Raw genomic sequence first — 16377 nt, forward strand, 5'->3', positions numbered from 1 at the left:
TTTGAGTTATTGCGTTGTTATCAAAGGACAATGCGCCTGTTGTGATGTCCCTTAGTGGCTGTTACGCGAAGTAATCTTTGAACCTGGTTCAGCTTTCGCCGGGTGCATACGGTGTCACAGAGTCATACGTAAGCGCGTCGCGGCTTGCTCAGGGGCTGCGGTACCCTAGCGCCATGCGTGCCGTACGCCTTCTGCTTAGCGGGCCGCGCTGATCAGTCCCGACCCCCCGGTGAGAGCGGGTCGGAATCGGCGCGGCGTCCCCTCCTGTGTGAGGGGATTTTTCGTTTCCCGAGAGACACAGCCGCTGGTAGAGACGATCTATGGAGCTTTGAGGATCATGAGCGAGACGAACCCCGCTGCCACCCCCGAGGCGGCCGCGCCGCACCGCTACACGGCCGCGGTGGCAGCCGAGATCGAGGCACGCTGGCAGGACTTCTGGGACGCCGAGGGCACCTACGCGGCGCCGAACCCCAAGGGTGACCTGGCCGGTGACCCGGCCCTGGCGGCCCGTCCCAAGAAGTTCATCATGGACATGTTCCCCTATCCCTCGGGTGCGGGCCTGCACGTCGGCCACCCTCTGGGGTACATCGCCACCGATGTATTCGCCCGGTTCCAGCGCATGACCGGCCACAACGTCCTGCACACCCTGGGCTTCGACGCCTTCGGTCTGCCCGCCGAGCAGCACGCCGTGGCCACCGGCGAGCACCCCCGGGTCACCACCGAGGCGGCCATCACCAACATGAAGTCCCAGCTGCGCCGGCTGGGCCTGGGCCACGACAAGCGCCGGTCGTTCGCCACGATCGACCCGGACTACTACAAGTGGACCCAGTGGATCTTCCTGCAGATCTTCAACTCCTGGTACGACGACGAGGCGAAGAGGGCCCGCCCGATCTCCGAACTGGTCGCGCAGTTCGAGGCCGGTGAGCGCGGTGTGCGCGGCGAACGCTCCTGGAGCGAGCTGACCGACGCCGAGCGCGCCGACGTCCTGGGCGAGTACCGCCTGGCCTACGCCTCCGACGCGCCCGTCAACTGGTGCCCCGGCCTGGGCACGGTCCTGGCCAACGAGGAGGTCACCGCCGACGGCCGCTCCGAGCGCGGCAACTTCCCCGTCTTCAAGGCCAAGCTGCGCCAGTGGAACATGCGCATCACGGCCTACGCCGACCGGCTGCTGGAGGACCTGGAGGCGCTGGACTGGCCCGAGGCGATCAAGCTGCAGCAGCGCAACTGGATCGGCCGCTCCGAGGGCGCCCGCGTCGACTTCCCGATCGACGGCGAGAGCATCACCGTCTTCACCACCCGCCCCGACACCCTGTTCGGCGCCACCTACATGGTGCTGGCGCCCGAGCACCCGCTGGTCGAGAAGTTCACCCCGGACACCTGGCCCGAGGGCACGCACGACGCCTGGACCGGCGGTCACACGACCCCCACCGAGGCCGTCGCCGCCTACCGCGCGCAGGCCGCCTCCAAGTCCGACGTCGAGCGCCAGGCCGAGGCCAAGGACAAGACCGGCGTCTTCATCGGCGCGTACGCGACCAATCCGGTCAACGGCGAGCAGGTCCCCGTCTTCATCGCCGACTACGTGCTGATGGGCTACGGCACCGGCGCGATCATGGCCGTCCCGGCCCACGACTCCCGCGACTTCGAGTTCGCGCGCGCCTTCCAGCTGCCGATCGCGTGCGTGGTCGAGCCCACCGACGGCCGCGGCACCGACACCTCGACGTGGGACGACGCCTTCGTGTCCTACGACGCGAAGATCGTCAACTCCGCCGGTGAGGGCGTCTCCCTGGACGGCCTGGGCGTCGTCGAGGCCAAGGCCCGCATCACCGAGTGGCTGGAGCGGGAGCGCATCGGTCAGGGCACCGTCAACTTCCGGCTGCGCGACTGGCTGTTCAGCCGCCAGCGCTACTGGGGCGAGCCCTTCCCCATCGTCTACGACGAGGACGGCGTCGCCCACGCCCTGCCCGAGTCGATGCTGCCGCTGGAGCTGCCCGAGGTCGAGGACTACTCTCCGCGCACCTTCGATCCGGACGACGCCGACACCGAGCCCGAGACGCCGCTGTCCCGCAACGAGGACTGGGTCAACGTCACCCTGGACCTGGGCGACGGACCCAAGAAGTACCGGCGCGAGACCAACACCATGCCCAACTGGGCCGGCTCCTGCTGGTACGAGCTGCGCTACCTGGACCCGCACAACAGCGAGCAGCTGGTCGACCCCGAGATCGAGCGGTACTGGATGGGCCCGCGCGAGGGTCAGCCGCACGGGGGCGTCGACCTGTACGTCGGCGGCGCGGAGCACGCGGTGCTGCACCTGCTGTACGCCCGCTTCTGGTCCAAGGTCCTGTACGACCTGGGGCACGTCTCCTCCGCCGAGCCCTTCCACAAGCTGTTCAACCAGGGCATGATCCAGGCCTTCGTCTACCGCGACCGCCGCGGCTTCGCGGTACCGGCCGCCGAGGTGGAGGAGCGCGACGGCGCCTACTACTACCAGGGCGAGAAGGTCAGCCGCCTGCTGGGCAAGATGGGCAAGTCCCTGAAGAACGCGGTGACCCCCGAGTCGATCTGCGCCGAGTACGGTGCCGACACCCTGCGCCTGTACGAGATGGCGATGGGCCCGCTGGACGTCTCCCGGCCGTGGGACACGCGCGCGGTGGTGGGCCAGTTCCGGCTGCTGCAGCGGCTGTGGCGCAACGTCGTCGACGAGGCCACCGGTGAGGTCACGGTGGTGGACGCCGAGCCCGACGAGGAGACCTTGCGCGCGCTGCACAAGGCGATCGACGGGGTCCGCCAGGACCTGGAGGGCCTGCGCTTCAACACCGCCATCGCCAAGGTCACCGAGCTGAACAACCACCTGACCAAGACGGGCGGGGCGGTGCCGCGCCGGATCGCCGAGCCGCTGGTGCTGATGGCCGCCCCACTGGCCCCGCACATCGCCGAGGAACTGTGGCGCCGGCTGGGCCACACCGACTCGGTCGTCCACCAGGACTTCCCGGTCGCCGACCCGGCGTACGTCGTCGACGAGACCGTGACCTGCGTGGTGCAGGTCAAGGGCAAGGTCAAGGCCCGCCTGGAGGTCTCGCCGGCCATCTCCGACGACGAGCTGGAGAAGGTCGCGCTGGCCGACGAGAAGGTCGTGGCGGCGCTGGACGGGGCGGGGATCCGCAAGGTCATCGTGCGCGCGCCGAAGCTGGTGAACATCGTCCCGGCGTGAGCTGTCGCCCGTTGAGGTGAGTGGGGGACAGGGCTGGGGCTGGTGCTCCGGGTAGTCCCTTACGGGCAGGTTCGGGGTCCTTGTGGAACTCCGGACCTGCCCTTTGCGTTTACCGTGGAAGGGCGGCGCGAGACGTGCCGTGCCCGTTCTGAGGAGGAGCGCCGTGGAAGCAGTGATCGCCGTCATCGTCCTGCTCTTCGTGCTCGTCCTGGTGCTCGGCGCGTACGCCACGGTGAAGGCCGTCGGCGCCGCCAAGCGCGGAGTCGACCGCACCATCGAGCAGGCCCGCCGCACGGTCGAGGACCACACCCTGCGCGCCAAGTCCTTCGCCCAGACCGGTCCGGCGGGCGAGATCGCCCAGCTCCGCCTGAAGCTGCGCACCTCGATGCGCGCCACCCAGGACGCGCTGTACGCGGGCGTGACCCACGACGAGTCCCTCAGGGAGTCCCTCGGCCTCTTCCAGCGGCTCAGCGCGCACGGCCACGAACTGGACGGCGAACTCAAGCGCCTGGAGTCCGAGCCGGACCGCGTGACGCTCACCAAGCGGCTGCCCGAGCTGCGGGAGCGTACGGAGCGCATCACCACGTCCGCGGACTCCCTGCGCTGGGCGGCCCGCGACCGGGCCCGCCACTTCGCCGGCGACGACCTCGACTCCCTGAGCACCCAGATCGACGTGGAGGCAGGCGCGTTGCGCCACTGGACCACGTCGGAGCCCTCGACACCGCCGCCCTCCTGGCCGGAGGCGCCCACCGCCGACGCCACGGCCGACGAGCAGACCCGGCCCGGGAGTTCCCGGACGCGACAGGCCCAGGAGCCGACGCGACCCGCCATCACGCCCCCGTCGGTCCGCCCCACCTACCCCTGGCAGAAGAAGCCCCGCCCCGAGAGCACCACATGATCCCGCCACACCCGTCCCAGGTGAGAGGGGCCGGGCTGCCGCGGAGGCACTACGCCAGGTAACCTCCAGCTCATGTCCCGCCATGTCGCGATCGTCACCGATTCAACGGCCTACCTGCCGCAGTGGACGATGGAGCGCCACGGCATCACCGCCGTACCCCTGACCGTGGTCCTCGGCGACCGGGCGCTCGAAGAGGGCACCGAGATCTCGACCCGCTCCCTGGCCCAGGCGCTCCAGAAACGACGCCCCGTCACCACCTCCCGCCCCAGCCCCCAGGTGTTCGCCGAGACCTACCGCAAGATCGCCGAGGCCGGCGCCACCGGCATCGTCTCCCTGCACCTGTCCGCCGAGCTCTCCGGCACGTACGACGCGGCGGTCGTCGCGGCGCGCGAGGCGCCGGTGCCGGTGCGGGTGGTGGACACCGGGATGGTCGCGATGGCACTCGGCTTCTGCGCGCTCGCCGCGTGCGCGGCGGCGGAGACGGGCGGCACGGTCGACGAGGCCGTCACGGCGGCGGAGAAACGCGCCGCCGGCACCTCCGCCTACTTCTACGTCGACACCCTCGACTATCTGCGCCGCGGCGGCCGGATCGGCACCGCCCAGGCCCTGTTGGGCTCCGCGCTCGCGGTGAAGCCGCTGCTGCAACTCGACGACGGGCGTATCGACCTGCTGGAGAAGGTGCGCACGGCGTCCAAGGCGATCGCCCGCCTCGAGGAACTCGTCGCCGACCGTGCGGGAAACGCCGCCGTCGACATCGCCGTCCACCATCTCGCCGCCCCCGACCGCGCGTCGGCCCTCGCGGACCGCCTACGGGCACGCGTGACCGGTCTGGCCGACCTGCATGTGAGCGAGGTCGGAGCGGTGATCGGGGCGCATACGGGCCCGGGGCTGTTGGGGGTTGTGGTCTCGCCGCGGTGAGGGTGGGGTCATGGGCCGGGGATCGATGGCCGTCACTCGTGTGGGTGGCGGAGTTGTCCACAACCCGGGGGTAATCCCCGGGAACTGAGCAAGATCATCGCGGGTCGGCGCTGTTCGTCGATCCTCCTGCCATGGCACTTCGATCACGCTCACGTACATCGCCCGCGACGAGTGGACCGGGCCGCGCACCGGCCTCCGACGGCCGTGCCCGCGCCCACCGCCGCCCGCCCACGCGGGGGCGCGGCGCCCGGAACCGGCATGCCTCGGCGGAGGAGCTCCGCCGCCGTGCGGAGACGCTGTTCGCCCAACGGGCGGCGGATCCGGGTGAGTCGGGGAGCGGGCCGCCGGGGGCCGGGCGGGATGCGGGGGTGGACCGGGGTGCGGGCGGTGTGCCCGACCGAGTGGATGGCGGGCCCGACCGGGTGGGTTGCGGGCCCGACCGGGTGGGCGGCGGGTCTGACGGGGCGGGGGGTGCGCCTGGTGGGGAGGGCGGTGCGCCTGGCGGGGAGGGAGGTGCGCCTGAGGAGGACGCGGGCTTCTCTCGCCGGGCGGCTGGTGCCCTGGACGGGGGAGGCGGTGTCCCTCGTTGGGCCAGGGCTGTGTCTGACCAGGTGGATGGTGCGCCTGGCGGGGCGGGGGCGACCGTGGGCGCGGCCGGGCCCCCTGACTCCGTAGGAGCCTCGCGGGTGGGTGAGACCGAGAACTCCGGTGCGGCGCCCCCTGCTTGGGTGAGGATGCGCGTCGGGCTCGCTCTGCGGGAGCGGATGCCGGTGTGGTTGCAGGCGCGGTGCGGACTGGAGCGGCGGAGCATGCTGGCGCTCACGGCTCTGCTCGTCGTGGCCGCGGCCTTCGCCGCCCAGCACTTCTGGACCGGGCGGACCCGGCCCGTACAGGCACCTGAGGTGGTGCGGGCGGCGGCCCCCTACGAGGCGGGTGCGCCGGGCAGGGCGGCGGCCGGCTCCGGGGGTGCGTCGGTCGGTGCGTCGGGCCGCGCGTCTGCCGACACGGGGCCGGCGGGCGCGGGCACGGCAGGCGCGCAGATCGTGGTGGACGTCAGCGGCAAGGTGCGGGAGCCCGGGATCCACCGCCTTCCGGCCGGCTCGCGCGTGGCCGACGCGTTGCGCGCGGCCGGCGGAGTACGGCCGGGCACGAACACCGACGGCCTCAACCGCGCCCGCTTCCTCGTCGACGGGGAGCAGGTGATCGTCGGAGGCCCCGCCGCTGCTCAGGGACCCGCGCAGCAGCCGTCGGGCGCCGGTACGGCCGGGGGCGCGCCCGGCGCCGCGGCGCCCGCGGGTCCGGTGTCCCTCAACACGGCCACCGCGGACCAACTCGACACCCTCCCGGGCGTGGGGCCCGTGCTGGCCCAGCACATCATCGACTACCGCACCCGAGCCGGCGGCTTCCGCTCGGTCGACGAGTTGCGCGAAGTCAACGGCATCGGCGAACGCCGGTTCGCCGATCTGCGAAACCTCGTACGGCCATGAGCGGCACCCAGGGCGAGCCGCTCGGTCGCGACACACCAGCCGGCCCCGACGCATCCCCCACTCCCGCCCGGCCCCCCGTCCACGCCGCCTCCGGGCATCGGCTCGGGGCTGCCCGGCCCCGGCAGGAAGGACCGGTGGATCTGCGTCTCGTGGTGCCGGCGCTGGCGGCCTGGGGGACGGCGGCGTCGGTGCTGACCGCCTCGCCGGGGGCGATTGTCGCTGTCGGCGGGGTGTGTCTGGGGCTGGCTGTCGGGCTGTTGGTGGTGGCGTGGCGGCGGGGAGTGCGAGGTGTCCCGGGGCCGCGGCACGGACCGGTGTGGGCGCCTACGACGATCGCCGCGGTACTGCTCTGTGCGGCAGCCGCGGCCGCCTCGGCCGGGCTGCACGGGGCGGATCTGCGTCGTGGGCCGGTGCCGTCGCTGGCGCGGCAGTCCGCGACGGTGACCGCCGAGGTGGAGGTCACCGCCGATCCACGGCTCAGCCGGCCACACGTCACCGGGGATCACGCGGCCCCGTCCGCCGTGCTGATCGAAGCGCGGGTGCGGGCAGTCGGGCAGGTGGCCACGCGCACGCCCGTGCTGGTGATCGTCGACATGCGCAGGCAGGGTGGCGAGGCTGAGGCGACCACCGGGTCGCGGCGTTCTCCGTGGCTCGCCCTGCTGCCCTCGACGAGGGTGCGGGTGACCGGGCGGTTCGCTCCGGCGCTGGTCGGCGGTGACCGGGTCGCGGCCGTGCTGAGGGTGCGGGAGCGGGCGGCACCGGAGGTGGTGGGGGAGCCGTCGGGCGCGCAACGGCTGGCGGGCCGGCTGCGGGCGGGGCTGCGGGAGGCCACCGACGGGCTCCCGGCGGACGCCCGGGCGCTGCTGCCGGGGCTGGTCGTCGGGGACACGGCACGTATCACCCCCGAGCTGGACGAGGCCTTCGAGGAGACCGACCTCGCGCACACCCTGGCCGTCTCCGGCAGCAACCTCACGATCATCCTCGCCCTGCTCCTCGGCCCGCCCGGCCTCGCCCAGCGCGTCGAGCGCCGTGGCCTCGCCCCACGCCTCGGCATCCCCCTGCGGGCCACCGCGCTGCTCGGCGGAGCGCTCACCCTCGGGTTCGTGGTCGTGTGCCGGCCCGACCCGAGCGTGCTGCGGGCCGCGGCCTGCGGAGCGGTCGTCCTGCTCGCCCTCGCGACAGGCCGCCGCCGCTCGATGATCCCGGCGCTGGCGACGGCCGTGCTGCTGCTGGTGCTGTACGACCCGTGGCTGGCCCGCAGCTACGGCTTCCTGCTCTCCGTCCTGGCGACCGGCGCCCTGCTCACGCTGGCTCCCCGCTGGAGCGCCGCCCTGCGCGGCCGCGGAGTCCCGCCCCGGCTGGCGGAAGCCCTGGCAGCCGCGGGCGCCGCGCAGGCACTGTGCGCGCCGGTCGTGGCGGTGCTGTCGGCCCGGGTGAGCCTGGTGGCGGTGCCGTGCAACCTGTTGGTGGAGTTCGCGGTCGCACCGGCCACGGTGCTCGGGTTCGCCGCGCTGGCGGCGGCGCCGGCGGCCATGCCGGTGGCCAAGGCACTGGCGTGGGGAGCGAGTTGGCCCGCCGGCTGGATCGCGGACGTGGCCCGGACCGGGGCGGCGCTGCCCGGCGCGGGGATGGACTGGCCGGGCAGCTGGACGGGCGCGCTGCTGCTGGCCCTCGCCACGGCCGCGGTCGTGCTCGTCGGCAGGCGACTGCTCGGGCACCCCTGGTTGTGCGCGGCGTGCGGGCTGCTGCTCCTGCTGGTGGTGGTGCAGCCGCCCCCGGTGACGCGTGTGATCACGGGCTGGCCGCCGCCCGGCTGGCGGTTCGCGATGTGCGACGTGGGCCAGGGCGACGCGACCGTCCTCGCGGCGGGCGAGGGCACCGGCGTGGTGGTGGACGCCGGGCCCGACCCGAGCTTGGTGGACCGGTGCCTGCGCGACCTCGGCATCACCAAAGTCCCCCTCGTCGTCCTCACCCACTTCCACGCCGACCATGTGGCCGGGCTGCCGGGCGTGCTGCGGGGACGCGCGGTGGGCGCGATCGAGACGACCGGCCTGGAAGAGCCCGTCGACCAGGCGGAGTTCGTGCGGAAGGAGGCGGCGGCACACCACGTTCCCCTCACCCGGGCCGGTGCCGGGGAGCGGCGTCGGATCGGCGCCCTCTCCTGGCAGGTGCTGTGGCCGCCGCCCCACCCGGTGCCGGAACCGGAGGGCCCCAACGACGCCAGTGTCACGCTGCTGGCCCGCTCGGCCGGGCTGCGCCTGCTGCTGCTCGGCGACCTCGAACCCCCGTCCCAGCGGGCCCTGTTGCGGTCACCGGTGGCCGGGCTGCTGGGCGGTGTCGACGTGCTCAAGGTGGCCCACCACGGTTCGGCCTACCAGGACCCGGACCTCATACGCACGGTGGCTCCCCGGCTCGCGCTGATCTCGTGCGGCGCGGACAACCCGTACGGGCATCCCGCGCCCAGCACGGTCGCGGCGCTGCGGGCCGGGGGCGCGACCGTGCTGCGCACCGATGAGGACGGCGCGGTGGCCGTCACCGCCCTGGGCGGCGAGCTGCGGGTGGCGCGGGACTGAGGGCATGAACCGCGCACAGGTTCACGCCTACCTCCGCCGCCTGGGGGTTGCCCGCCCGGCGTGGCCCACCATCGACGTCCTGCCCGGACCGCACCTGCGCCACCTGCAGACCGTGCCCTTCGAGAACCTCTGGATCCAGGGCGCGGCCGGGCGGTACTTCGCCTCCTCCGTCCGCTGCTCACCGCGCGGTGCTGTCGGCGTGCCGGGACCTGTTCGGGATCGAGCTGACCTCGGCGCCGGTCGTGCGGACCGCGTGACAGTGGCAGGAGAGGTGTGGCCGACAATGGCCCGGTGAGCGATGTGAGACATGTGCTGGTGCTGCCCGACCGCGATGCCGCTCAGGAGGCGGCGGAGGCGCTCGGGGAGCGGTTCGGCATCACGGAGGAGGCCAGGCTGGTGCGGGACGCGCTGGCCGGTGAGGACGATGCCGAGGACGCGCAGTGGCTCGTCGTCCTGCGGGACGAGGACGAGCGGCTGGACCCGGGCGAGCTGGACGCGTTCGCCGGGGAGTGGGACGGCTGGCGCGAGGAGCCGTAGCCGAGCCGCGAACCGGAGGCGGGCAGCTGATGCGGCTGCTCGTCGCGGGCCCCGTTGTCAGTGGCCCGTGGGATGCTTGTCGCGATGGCCAGGAAGACTGCGAATGACGACCCTCTCGCCCCGGTGACGCTCGCCGTGGGCCAGGAGGACCTCCTGCTCGACCGTGCCGTGCGGGAGGTGGTGGCCGCCGCCAGGGCCGCCGACGCCGACACTGACGTACGTGATCTGACCCCGGACCAGTTGCAGCCCGGGACGCTCGCCGAGCTGACGAGTCCGTCGCTCTTCGCCGAGCGGAAGGTCGTCGTCGTACGCAACGCGCAGGACCTGTCGGCCGACACCGTCAAGGACGTGAAGGCCTATCTGGGCGCGCCCGCCGAGGAGATCACCCTCGTGCTGCTGCACGCGGGCGGTGCCAAGGGCAAGGGGCTGCTGGACGCCGCCCGCAAGGTGGGCGCGCGGGAGGTGGCCTGCCCGAAGATGACCAAGCCGGCGGACCGGCTGGCCTTCGTGCGGGGTGAGTTCCGTACGCTCGGGCGGTCGGCCACGCCCGAGGCGTGCCAGGCGCTGGTGGACGCCATCGGCAGCGACCTGCGGGAGCTGGCGTCGGCGTCGGCCCAGCTCGTCGCGGACGTCGAGGGGACGATCGACGAGGCGGTCGTCGGGCGGTACTACACGGGGCGGGCGGAGGCGTCGAGCTTCACGGTCGCCGACCGGGCCGTCGAGGGGCGCGCGGCGGAGGCGCTGGAGGCGCTGCGCTGGTCGCTGGCGACCGGGGTGGCGCCCGTGCTGATCACCAGCGCGCTGGCCCAGGGTGTGCGGGCGATCGGCAAGCTGTCCTCGGCCCGAGGCGGCCGGCCGGCGGACCTGGCGCGGGAGCTGGGGATGCCGCCGTGGAAGATCGACCGGGTGCGCCAGCAGATGCGGGGCTGGACTCCGGACGGGGTCGCGGTCGCTCTGCGCGCGGTGGCCGAGGCGGACGCGGGAGTGAAGGGCGGTGGGGACGATCCCGGGTACGCGTTGGAGAAGGCGGTCGTGACCATCGCGCGGGCGGCCCGCTCCCGAGGACGCGGATAGACCTCCCCGGGAGGAGAATCGTGCGTATCAGCCGTACCTCGCCGACATCGGGAAGGTGGCGATCGCCATGGCTGAACACCCGCACGCAGCGCTCGTCCGCAAGGGCTTCGAGGCCTTCATGCACGGGGACATGGACGCCCTGCGGCAACTGATAGCGAGCGACGCCACGCACCATGTGCCCGGCAACCACCCACTCTCGGGGGACTTCAAGGGCCAGGACGCGATCATCGACATGTACGAGCGGCTCGGCCAGGAGACGAACGGGACGATGCGTCTCGACCTCATCGGCATCTGTGTCGACGGCCGCGGCCACGCGGTCGGCATGTGCCGCGTCATGGCAGAGCGCCAGGGCAGGCAGCTGGACGACACCGGAAGCATCATCTTCCGGATCGTCGGGGACAAGGTCACCGACCTCGACGAATGCGTCGAGGACATCGACAAGAACAACGAGTTCTGGGCGTAGGAGGAGCCGTCGTGACTGAACACCCGCACGCAGCGCTCGTCCGCAAGGGCTACGAGGCATTCCAGCGCGGGGACATGGACACCCTGCGCGGGCTGATGACCGGGGACTGCAAGCACCACGTACCCGGCTCCCACCCGCTCTCCGGAGACTTCAAGGGGATCGACTCGATCTTCGACGGGTACTACCGCCGGCTCGGTTCGGAGACGGACGGGACCTTCCGGGTCGAGGTGCGCAACATATTCGTCGACGGCCGCGGTCACGCCGTCTCCGTGCACCACTTCACGGCGGACCGGGGCGGCAAGCACATCGACGAGATGGGAGGCATCGTCTTCCGGATCGTCGGAGACAAGATCACCGACCTCGACGAGTGTGTCGCGGACATCGACAGGGTCGACGAGTTCTGGTCGTGAAGGCCCCGGACACACCGAAGACCCCGCACATACCGAAGACCCCGCACATACAGACCCCGCACATACCGAAGACCCCGGTGCCCGCCCTGGGGAAGGGCTGGGGCTCGGGGCCTTCGGTTCACGCTGCTGGATCCGCGCCCGCGTGGCGAACGCAGGCCGCGCGCGGATCCGTGGGTGCCGGTCGGGAGCGGATGAGAGAGGGCCCGCTCTGGGTCCTTCCGGCGGTCAGATCAGAAAGGGGTTCAGCCCTTGAGCGACGCGACCTTGGAAGCAAGCGCCGACTTCTTGTTGGCGGCCTGGTTCTTGTGGATGACGCCCTTCGAGACGGCCTTGTCGAGCTGACGCGCGGCAGCGCGCTGGTACTCGGTGGCCTTCTCCGCGTCACCCGCGGCAGCGGCCTCACGGGCCTTGCGGATCGCGGTCTTCAGGGAGGACTTGACGGCCTTGTTGCGCAGCCGGGCCTTCTCGTTGGTCTTGATCCGCTTGATCTGGGACTTGATGTTCGCCACTGATGAGCCTTTGCAGGTTCAGGCACGGGGCCGCACGGGTCCCGCGCCGTTTGATTTCTGAGGAGTGCCTCGCGCTGAGAGGGCATGAGGCACAGCCACCCAGGCTACCAGTGGGCCGTCCCCTGGCCCAAACCGGTCGCAGGTCCCCGCCCGTGGGACCATGGAGGCTACGTATCGATCCGACCCGAGGCATAAGGCGCCTCAAGAGACAGGACCCTGCGTGCCCGCGACCCCTAAGAATGTGCCCGAACCGAGCCGTACCGACCCGGCTCTGATCCGCAATTTCTGCATCATCGCGCACATCGACCACGGCAAGTCCACGCTCGCCGACCGGATGCTCCAGCTGACCGGTGTGGTCGAGCAGCGGCAGATGCGTGCTCAGTACCTCGACCGCATGGACATCGAGCGTGAGCGCGGCATCACGATCAAGTCCCAGGCTGTGCGGCTGCCGTGGGCTCCGACCACGGAGCCCGGCAACACGCACATCCTCAACATGATCGACACCCCGGGGCACGTCGACTTCACCTACGAGGTCTCGCGGTCGCTCGCCGCCTGCGAGGGGACCGTGCTCCTCGTCGACGCAGCCCAGGGCATCGAGGCCCAGACCCTCGCCAACCTCTACCTGGCGATGGAGAACGACCTCAAGATCATCCCCGTACTGAACAAGATCGACCTGCCGGCGGCCCAGCCGGAGAAGTTCTCCGAGGAGCTCGCCAACCTCATCGGCTGCGACCCCGAGGACGTCCTGAAGGTCTCCGCCAAGACGGGCGTGGGTGTCGACGCGCTCCTCGACAAGGTCGTCGCCGAGGTCCCGGCCCCCGTCGGGGTCAAGGACGCGCCCGCGCGCGCCATGATCTTCGACTCGGTGTACGACTCCTACCGGGGCGTCGTGACGTACGTTCGTGTCGTCGACGGGCAGCTCAACAAGCGTGAGCGGATCCGGATGATGTCCACCGGCGCCACCCACGAGCTGCTGGAGATCGGGACCAACTCGCCGGAGATGCTCGGCGCGGACGGGCTCGGGGTGGGTGAGGTCGGTTACCTCATCACCGGCGTGAAGGACGTTCGCCAGTCCAAGGTCGGTGACACGATCACCAGCCTGAGCAAGGGCGCCACCGAAGTCCTCGGCGGGTACAAGGACCCCAAGCCGATGGTGTTCTCCGGCCTCTACCCCCTCGACGGTTCCGACTACCCGGAGCTGCGCGACGCCCTCGACAAGCTCCAGCTCAACGACGCCGCACTGGTCTACGAGCCGGAGACCTCCGCCGCGCTCGGCTTCGGTTTCCGCGTCGGCTTCCTGGGGCTGCTGCATCTCGACGTCATCCGTGAGCGACTGGAGCGTGAGTTCGGGCTCGACCTCATCGCCACCGCGCCGAACGTGGTCTACCGCGTGCTCATGGAGGACGGCGTCGAGCACACGGTCACCAACCCGAGCGAGTTCCCCGAGGGCAAGATCAGCGAGGTGTACGAGCCGGTCGTACGCGCCACGATCCTCGCCCCGAGCGAGTTCATCGGCTCGATCATGGAGCTGTGCCAGACCCGGCGCGGCACCCTCCTCGGCATGGACTACCTCTCCGAGGACCGCGTCGAGATCCGCTACACCCTTCCGCTCGCGGAGATCGTCTTCGACTTCTTCGACCAGCTGAAGTCCAAGACCCGCGGCTACGCCTCCCTCGATTACGAGCCCACCGGCGAGCAGACGTCCAGCCTGGTCAAGGTCGACATCCTGCTGCACGGCGACAAGGTGGACGCGTTCTCGGCGATCACCCACAAGGACGCGGCGTACGCGTACGGTGTGCGGCTCGTCGCCAAGCTGCGCGAGCTCATCCCGCGGCAGGCGTTCGAGGTGCCGATCCAGGCCGCGATCGGCTCCCGGGTCATCGCCCGTGAGACGATCCGCGCGATCCGCAAGGACGTCCTCGCCAAGTGCTACGGCGGTGACATCTCCCGTAAGCGGAAGCTGCTGGAGAAGCAGAAGGAGGGCAAGAAGCGGATGAAGATGGTGGGTTCCGTGGAAGTTCCGCAGGAGGCCTTCATCGCCGTGCTCTCCAGTGATGACAGCGCGGGGTCGGGCAAGGGCAAGAAGTAACCGACGGTTACACGTCGCGGCATCGGCAAAATGGTCATAAAGGGGTCCGTCGTGCGAAAAGTGCGGCGGGCCCCTGTGCGTGTGCGTGGTCGCTCTCTGTAGAAAGTGACAGGGCGCGAAGACTTACGCACCGGCCGGTCGCGCTTTACGCTGATGCCTGCTCGCTAGTTACTCGCGAGTTAAACAAGGCGCGTGACAGCGTAAGCGCGTGTGAGTGAAACCAGCCGCATTGTGAGCCAGCCGCAGCGCCGCGGGCCCCCGGAGGATGTCGTGAGCGACACACAGACACTGATCGAGAACCGTCCGCCGTCCGTCGCGGGCCTCTTCCTGGAGCGTGTGACAGCCACGCCGGACACCGAGGCATACCGCTATCCCGTACCCCCCGCCTCCGGCGAGGGCCCCGACGACTGGAAGTCGCTCACCTGGGCGCAGGCCGCCGAGCGGGTCTACGCGATCGCCGCCGGCCTGATCGAACTGGGTGTGCAGCCGGAGCAGCGCGTCGCCCTCGCCTCCTCCACCCGCATCGAGTGGATCCTCGCGGACCTCGGCATCATGTGCGCCGGCGCCGCCACGACCACCGTCTACCCGCAGACCAACGCCGAGGAGTCGGCGTTCATCCTCTCCGACTCCGAGAGCAAGGTGCTGATCGCCGAGGACGCGGCCCAGCTCGCCAAGGCCGTCGAGAAGCGCGCCGAGCTGCCCGAGCTCACCCATGTCGTGGTGATCGACGGAGCCGGGGTGGAGACCGCCGACTGGATCATCACCCTGGACGAGCTGGAGCAGCGCGGCGCCGCCCGTCTGGAGAAGGACCCCCAGCTGATCAAGGAGCGGGTCGGCGCGATCACCAAGGAGCAGCTGGCGACCCTCATCTACACCTCCGGCACCACCGGCCGCCCCAAGGGTGTGCGCCTGCCCCACGACAACTGGTCGTACATGGCGAAGGCGATCGCCGCGACCGGGCTGATCAGCGGCGAGGACGTGCAGTACCTGTGGCTGCCCCTCGCGCACGTCTTCGGTAAGGTGCTCACCTCCGGTCAGATCGAGGCCGGCCACGTCACCGCCGTCGACGGCCGCGTGGACAAGATCATCGAGAACCTTCCGGTGGTCCAGCCGACGTACATGGCGGCCGTGCCGCGCATCTTCGAGAAGGTCTACAACGGCGTCGCCGCCAAGGCCCGCGCCGGCGGCGGGGCCAAGTACAAGATCTTCCAGTGGGCGGCCGAGGTGGCCCGCGAGTACGCCAAGGTCAGCCAGGACAACTTCCGGCGGACCGGGGCGGCCTCCGTGCCGTTCGGACTCGGCGCGAAGCACAAGGCAGCCGACGCGCTGGTCTACGCGAAGATCCGGGAGGCGTTCGGCGGCCGGCTGCGCGCCTGTGTCTCGGGTTCGGCGGCCCTCGCGCCGGAGATCGGCTACTTCTTCGCGGGCGCCGGGATCCACATCCTCGAGGGGTACGGGCTCACGGAGTCGTCGGCGGCCTCCTTCGTCAACCCCGGCGAGGCCTACCGCACCGGCACGGTCGGCAAGCCGCTGCCCGGTACGGAGGTGCGCATCGCCGACGACGGCGAGATCCTGCTGCGCGGCCCCGGCATCATGGAGGGCTACCACGGGCTGCCCGACAAGACCGCCGAGGTGCTGGAGGCCGACGGCTGGTTCCACACCGGGGACATCGGTGAGCTCTCGCCCGACGGGTACCTGAAGATCACTGACCGCAAGAAGGACCTCATCAAAACGTCCGGCGGCAAGTACATCGCGCCCGCGGAGGTCGAGGGGCAGTTCAAGGCCGTGTGCCCGTACGTGTCCAACATCCTGGTGCACGGGGCCGACCGGAACTTCTGCACCGCGCTGATCGCGCTGGACGAGGTCGCGATCCTCGACTGGGCGAAGGAGAACGGGCTGGAGGGGAAGTCGTACGCGGAGGTCGTGGCGGCGCCGGTGACGGTCTCGATGGTCGAGGGGTACGTCACGGAGCTCAACGCGGGGCTTCAGCGGTGGCAGACGATCAAGAAGTTCCGGCTGCTTCCCCGGGATCTCGATGTGGAGCACGGGGAGATCACGCCGAGTCTGAAGCTGAAGCGGCCGGTGGTGGAGCGGGAGTACAAGCACTTGATCGACGAGATGTACGCGGGGTCGCGCGAGGCGTAGGGGGTGGCGGGGCTGTGTGGCGTCTCACGGTCCGTCGTGGCTTGTCGCGCCCACGCGGTGGAGCCG

At 71.1% G+C, this 16377-nt stretch carries 12 protein-coding genes and 1 pseudogene; 12 read left to right on the top strand and 1 reads right to left on the bottom strand.

Features of this window, described 5'->3' with window-relative positions; all coding sequences use genetic code 11:
- Positions 1 to 337: 337 nt before the first annotated feature.
- From leuS to IG99_RS19420, 10 genes and pseudogenes are all read left to right on the top strand, one after another.
- The gene (gene leuS / locus IG99_RS19380; protein ID WP_037675656.1) at positions 338 to 3208 is read left to right on the top strand and encodes a leucine--tRNA ligase; all 2871 of its coding nucleotides are present in this window, start codon (positions 338 to 340) and stop codon (positions 3206 to 3208) included.
- 163 nt (positions 3209 to 3371) lie between these two features.
- Complete coding sequence (locus IG99_RS19385; protein ID WP_037675658.1) at positions 3372 to 4106, top strand: hypothetical protein; 735 nt, start codon at positions 3372 to 3374, stop codon at positions 4104 to 4106.
- 72 nt (positions 4107 to 4178) lie between these two features.
- Entirely contained in the window at positions 4179 to 5024 is an 846-nt protein-coding gene (locus IG99_RS19390) for a DegV family protein (protein WP_037675660.1), read from the top strand.
- Positions 5025 to 5710: 686 nt separating this feature from the next.
- Entirely contained in the window at positions 5711 to 6511 is an 801-nt protein-coding gene (locus IG99_RS44815; RefSeq protein ID WP_394298038.1) for a ComEA family DNA-binding protein, read from the top strand.
- Complete coding sequence (locus IG99_RS19400) at positions 6508 to 9084, top strand: ComEC/Rec2 family competence protein (RefSeq protein WP_051865575.1); 2577 nt, start codon at positions 6508 to 6510, stop codon at positions 9082 to 9084. The genes IG99_RS44815 and IG99_RS19400 overlap by 4 nt, the downstream gene beginning before the upstream one ends.
- A 4-nt stretch (positions 9085 to 9088) precedes the next feature.
- A pseudogene (locus tag IG99_RS47640) lies at positions 9089 to 9220 on the top strand (arylamine N-acetyltransferase); the annotation flags it as partial.
- A 155-nt stretch (positions 9221 to 9375) separates the two neighbouring features.
- Positions 9376 to 9621 (top strand): hypothetical protein, encoded by a 246-nt coding sequence (locus IG99_RS19405; RefSeq protein WP_037675923.1) that lies wholly within the window; start codon positions 9376 to 9378, stop codon positions 9619 to 9621.
- 84 nt (positions 9622 to 9705) lie between these two features.
- On the top strand, positions 9706 to 10695 hold the full coding sequence (holA, locus tag IG99_RS19410) for a DNA polymerase III subunit delta (protein WP_199815557.1): 990 nt from the start codon (positions 9706 to 9708) through the stop codon (positions 10693 to 10695).
- Between the two features lie 67 nt (positions 10696 to 10762).
- Positions 10763 to 11158, top strand: a complete 396-nt coding sequence (locus IG99_RS19415; RefSeq protein WP_037675666.1) for a nuclear transport factor 2 family protein — start codon at positions 10763 to 10765, stop codon at positions 11156 to 11158.
- 11 nt (positions 11159 to 11169) lie between these two features.
- A complete protein-coding gene (locus tag IG99_RS19420; protein WP_037675668.1) occupies positions 11170 to 11568 on the top strand; it encodes a nuclear transport factor 2 family protein in 399 nt (132 codons plus the stop codon).
- Between the two features lie 242 nt (positions 11569 to 11810).
- Here the strand turns inward: IG99_RS19420 and rpsT are convergent, their stop codons facing one another.
- Positions 11811 to 12077 carry a 30S ribosomal protein S20 gene (gene rpsT / locus IG99_RS19425; RefSeq protein ID WP_030042978.1) on the bottom strand — a complete coding sequence of 89 codons (267 nt, stop codon included), beginning with the start codon at positions 12075 to 12077 and terminating at the stop codon, positions 11811 to 11813.
- Between the two features lie 220 nt (positions 12078 to 12297).
- Here rpsT and lepA point away from each other — a divergent pair, with 220 nt between their 5' ends.
- Together lepA and IG99_RS19435 are read left to right on the top strand one after the other, a co-directional pair.
- Positions 12298 to 14166: a translation elongation factor 4 gene (gene lepA, locus IG99_RS19430; protein WP_037675671.1), complete on the top strand. Its 1869-nt coding sequence runs from the start codon at positions 12298 to 12300 to the stop codon at positions 14164 to 14166.
- Positions 14167 to 14436: 270 nt separating this feature from the next.
- Complete coding sequence (locus IG99_RS19435; protein ID WP_037675672.1) at positions 14437 to 16311, top strand: AMP-dependent synthetase/ligase; 1875 nt, start codon at positions 14437 to 14439, stop codon at positions 16309 to 16311.
- The last annotated feature ends 66 nt before the right edge of the window (positions 16312 to 16377 follow it).

It is taken from the genome of Streptomyces griseus subsp. griseus (assembly GCF_000720255.1).
In the GTDB taxonomy this organism is placed as follows: Bacteria; Actinomycetota; Actinomycetes; order Streptomycetales; family Streptomycetaceae; genus Streptomyces; species Streptomyces griseus_I.

Bases quoted from the DNA above. Each gene is read 5' to 3' on its own strand.
- IG99_RS19390 (WP_037675660.1), top strand. From the start codon at position 4,179: ATGTCCCGCCATGTCGCGATCGTCACCGATTCAACGGCCTACCTGCCG.
- IG99_RS19400 (WP_051865575.1), top strand. From the start codon at position 6,508: ATGAGCGGCACCCAGGGCGAGCCGCTCGGTCGCGACACACCAGCCGGC.
- IG99_RS19415 (WP_037675666.1), top strand. From the start codon at position 10,763: ATGGCTGAACACCCGCACGCAGCGCTCGTCCGCAAGGGCTTCGAGGCC.
- leuS (WP_037675656.1), top strand. From the start codon at position 338: ATGAGCGAGACGAACCCCGCTGCCACCCCCGAGGCGGCCGCGCCGCAC.
- holA (WP_199815557.1), top strand. From the start codon at position 9,706: ATGGCCAGGAAGACTGCGAATGACGACCCTCTCGCCCCGGTGACGCTC.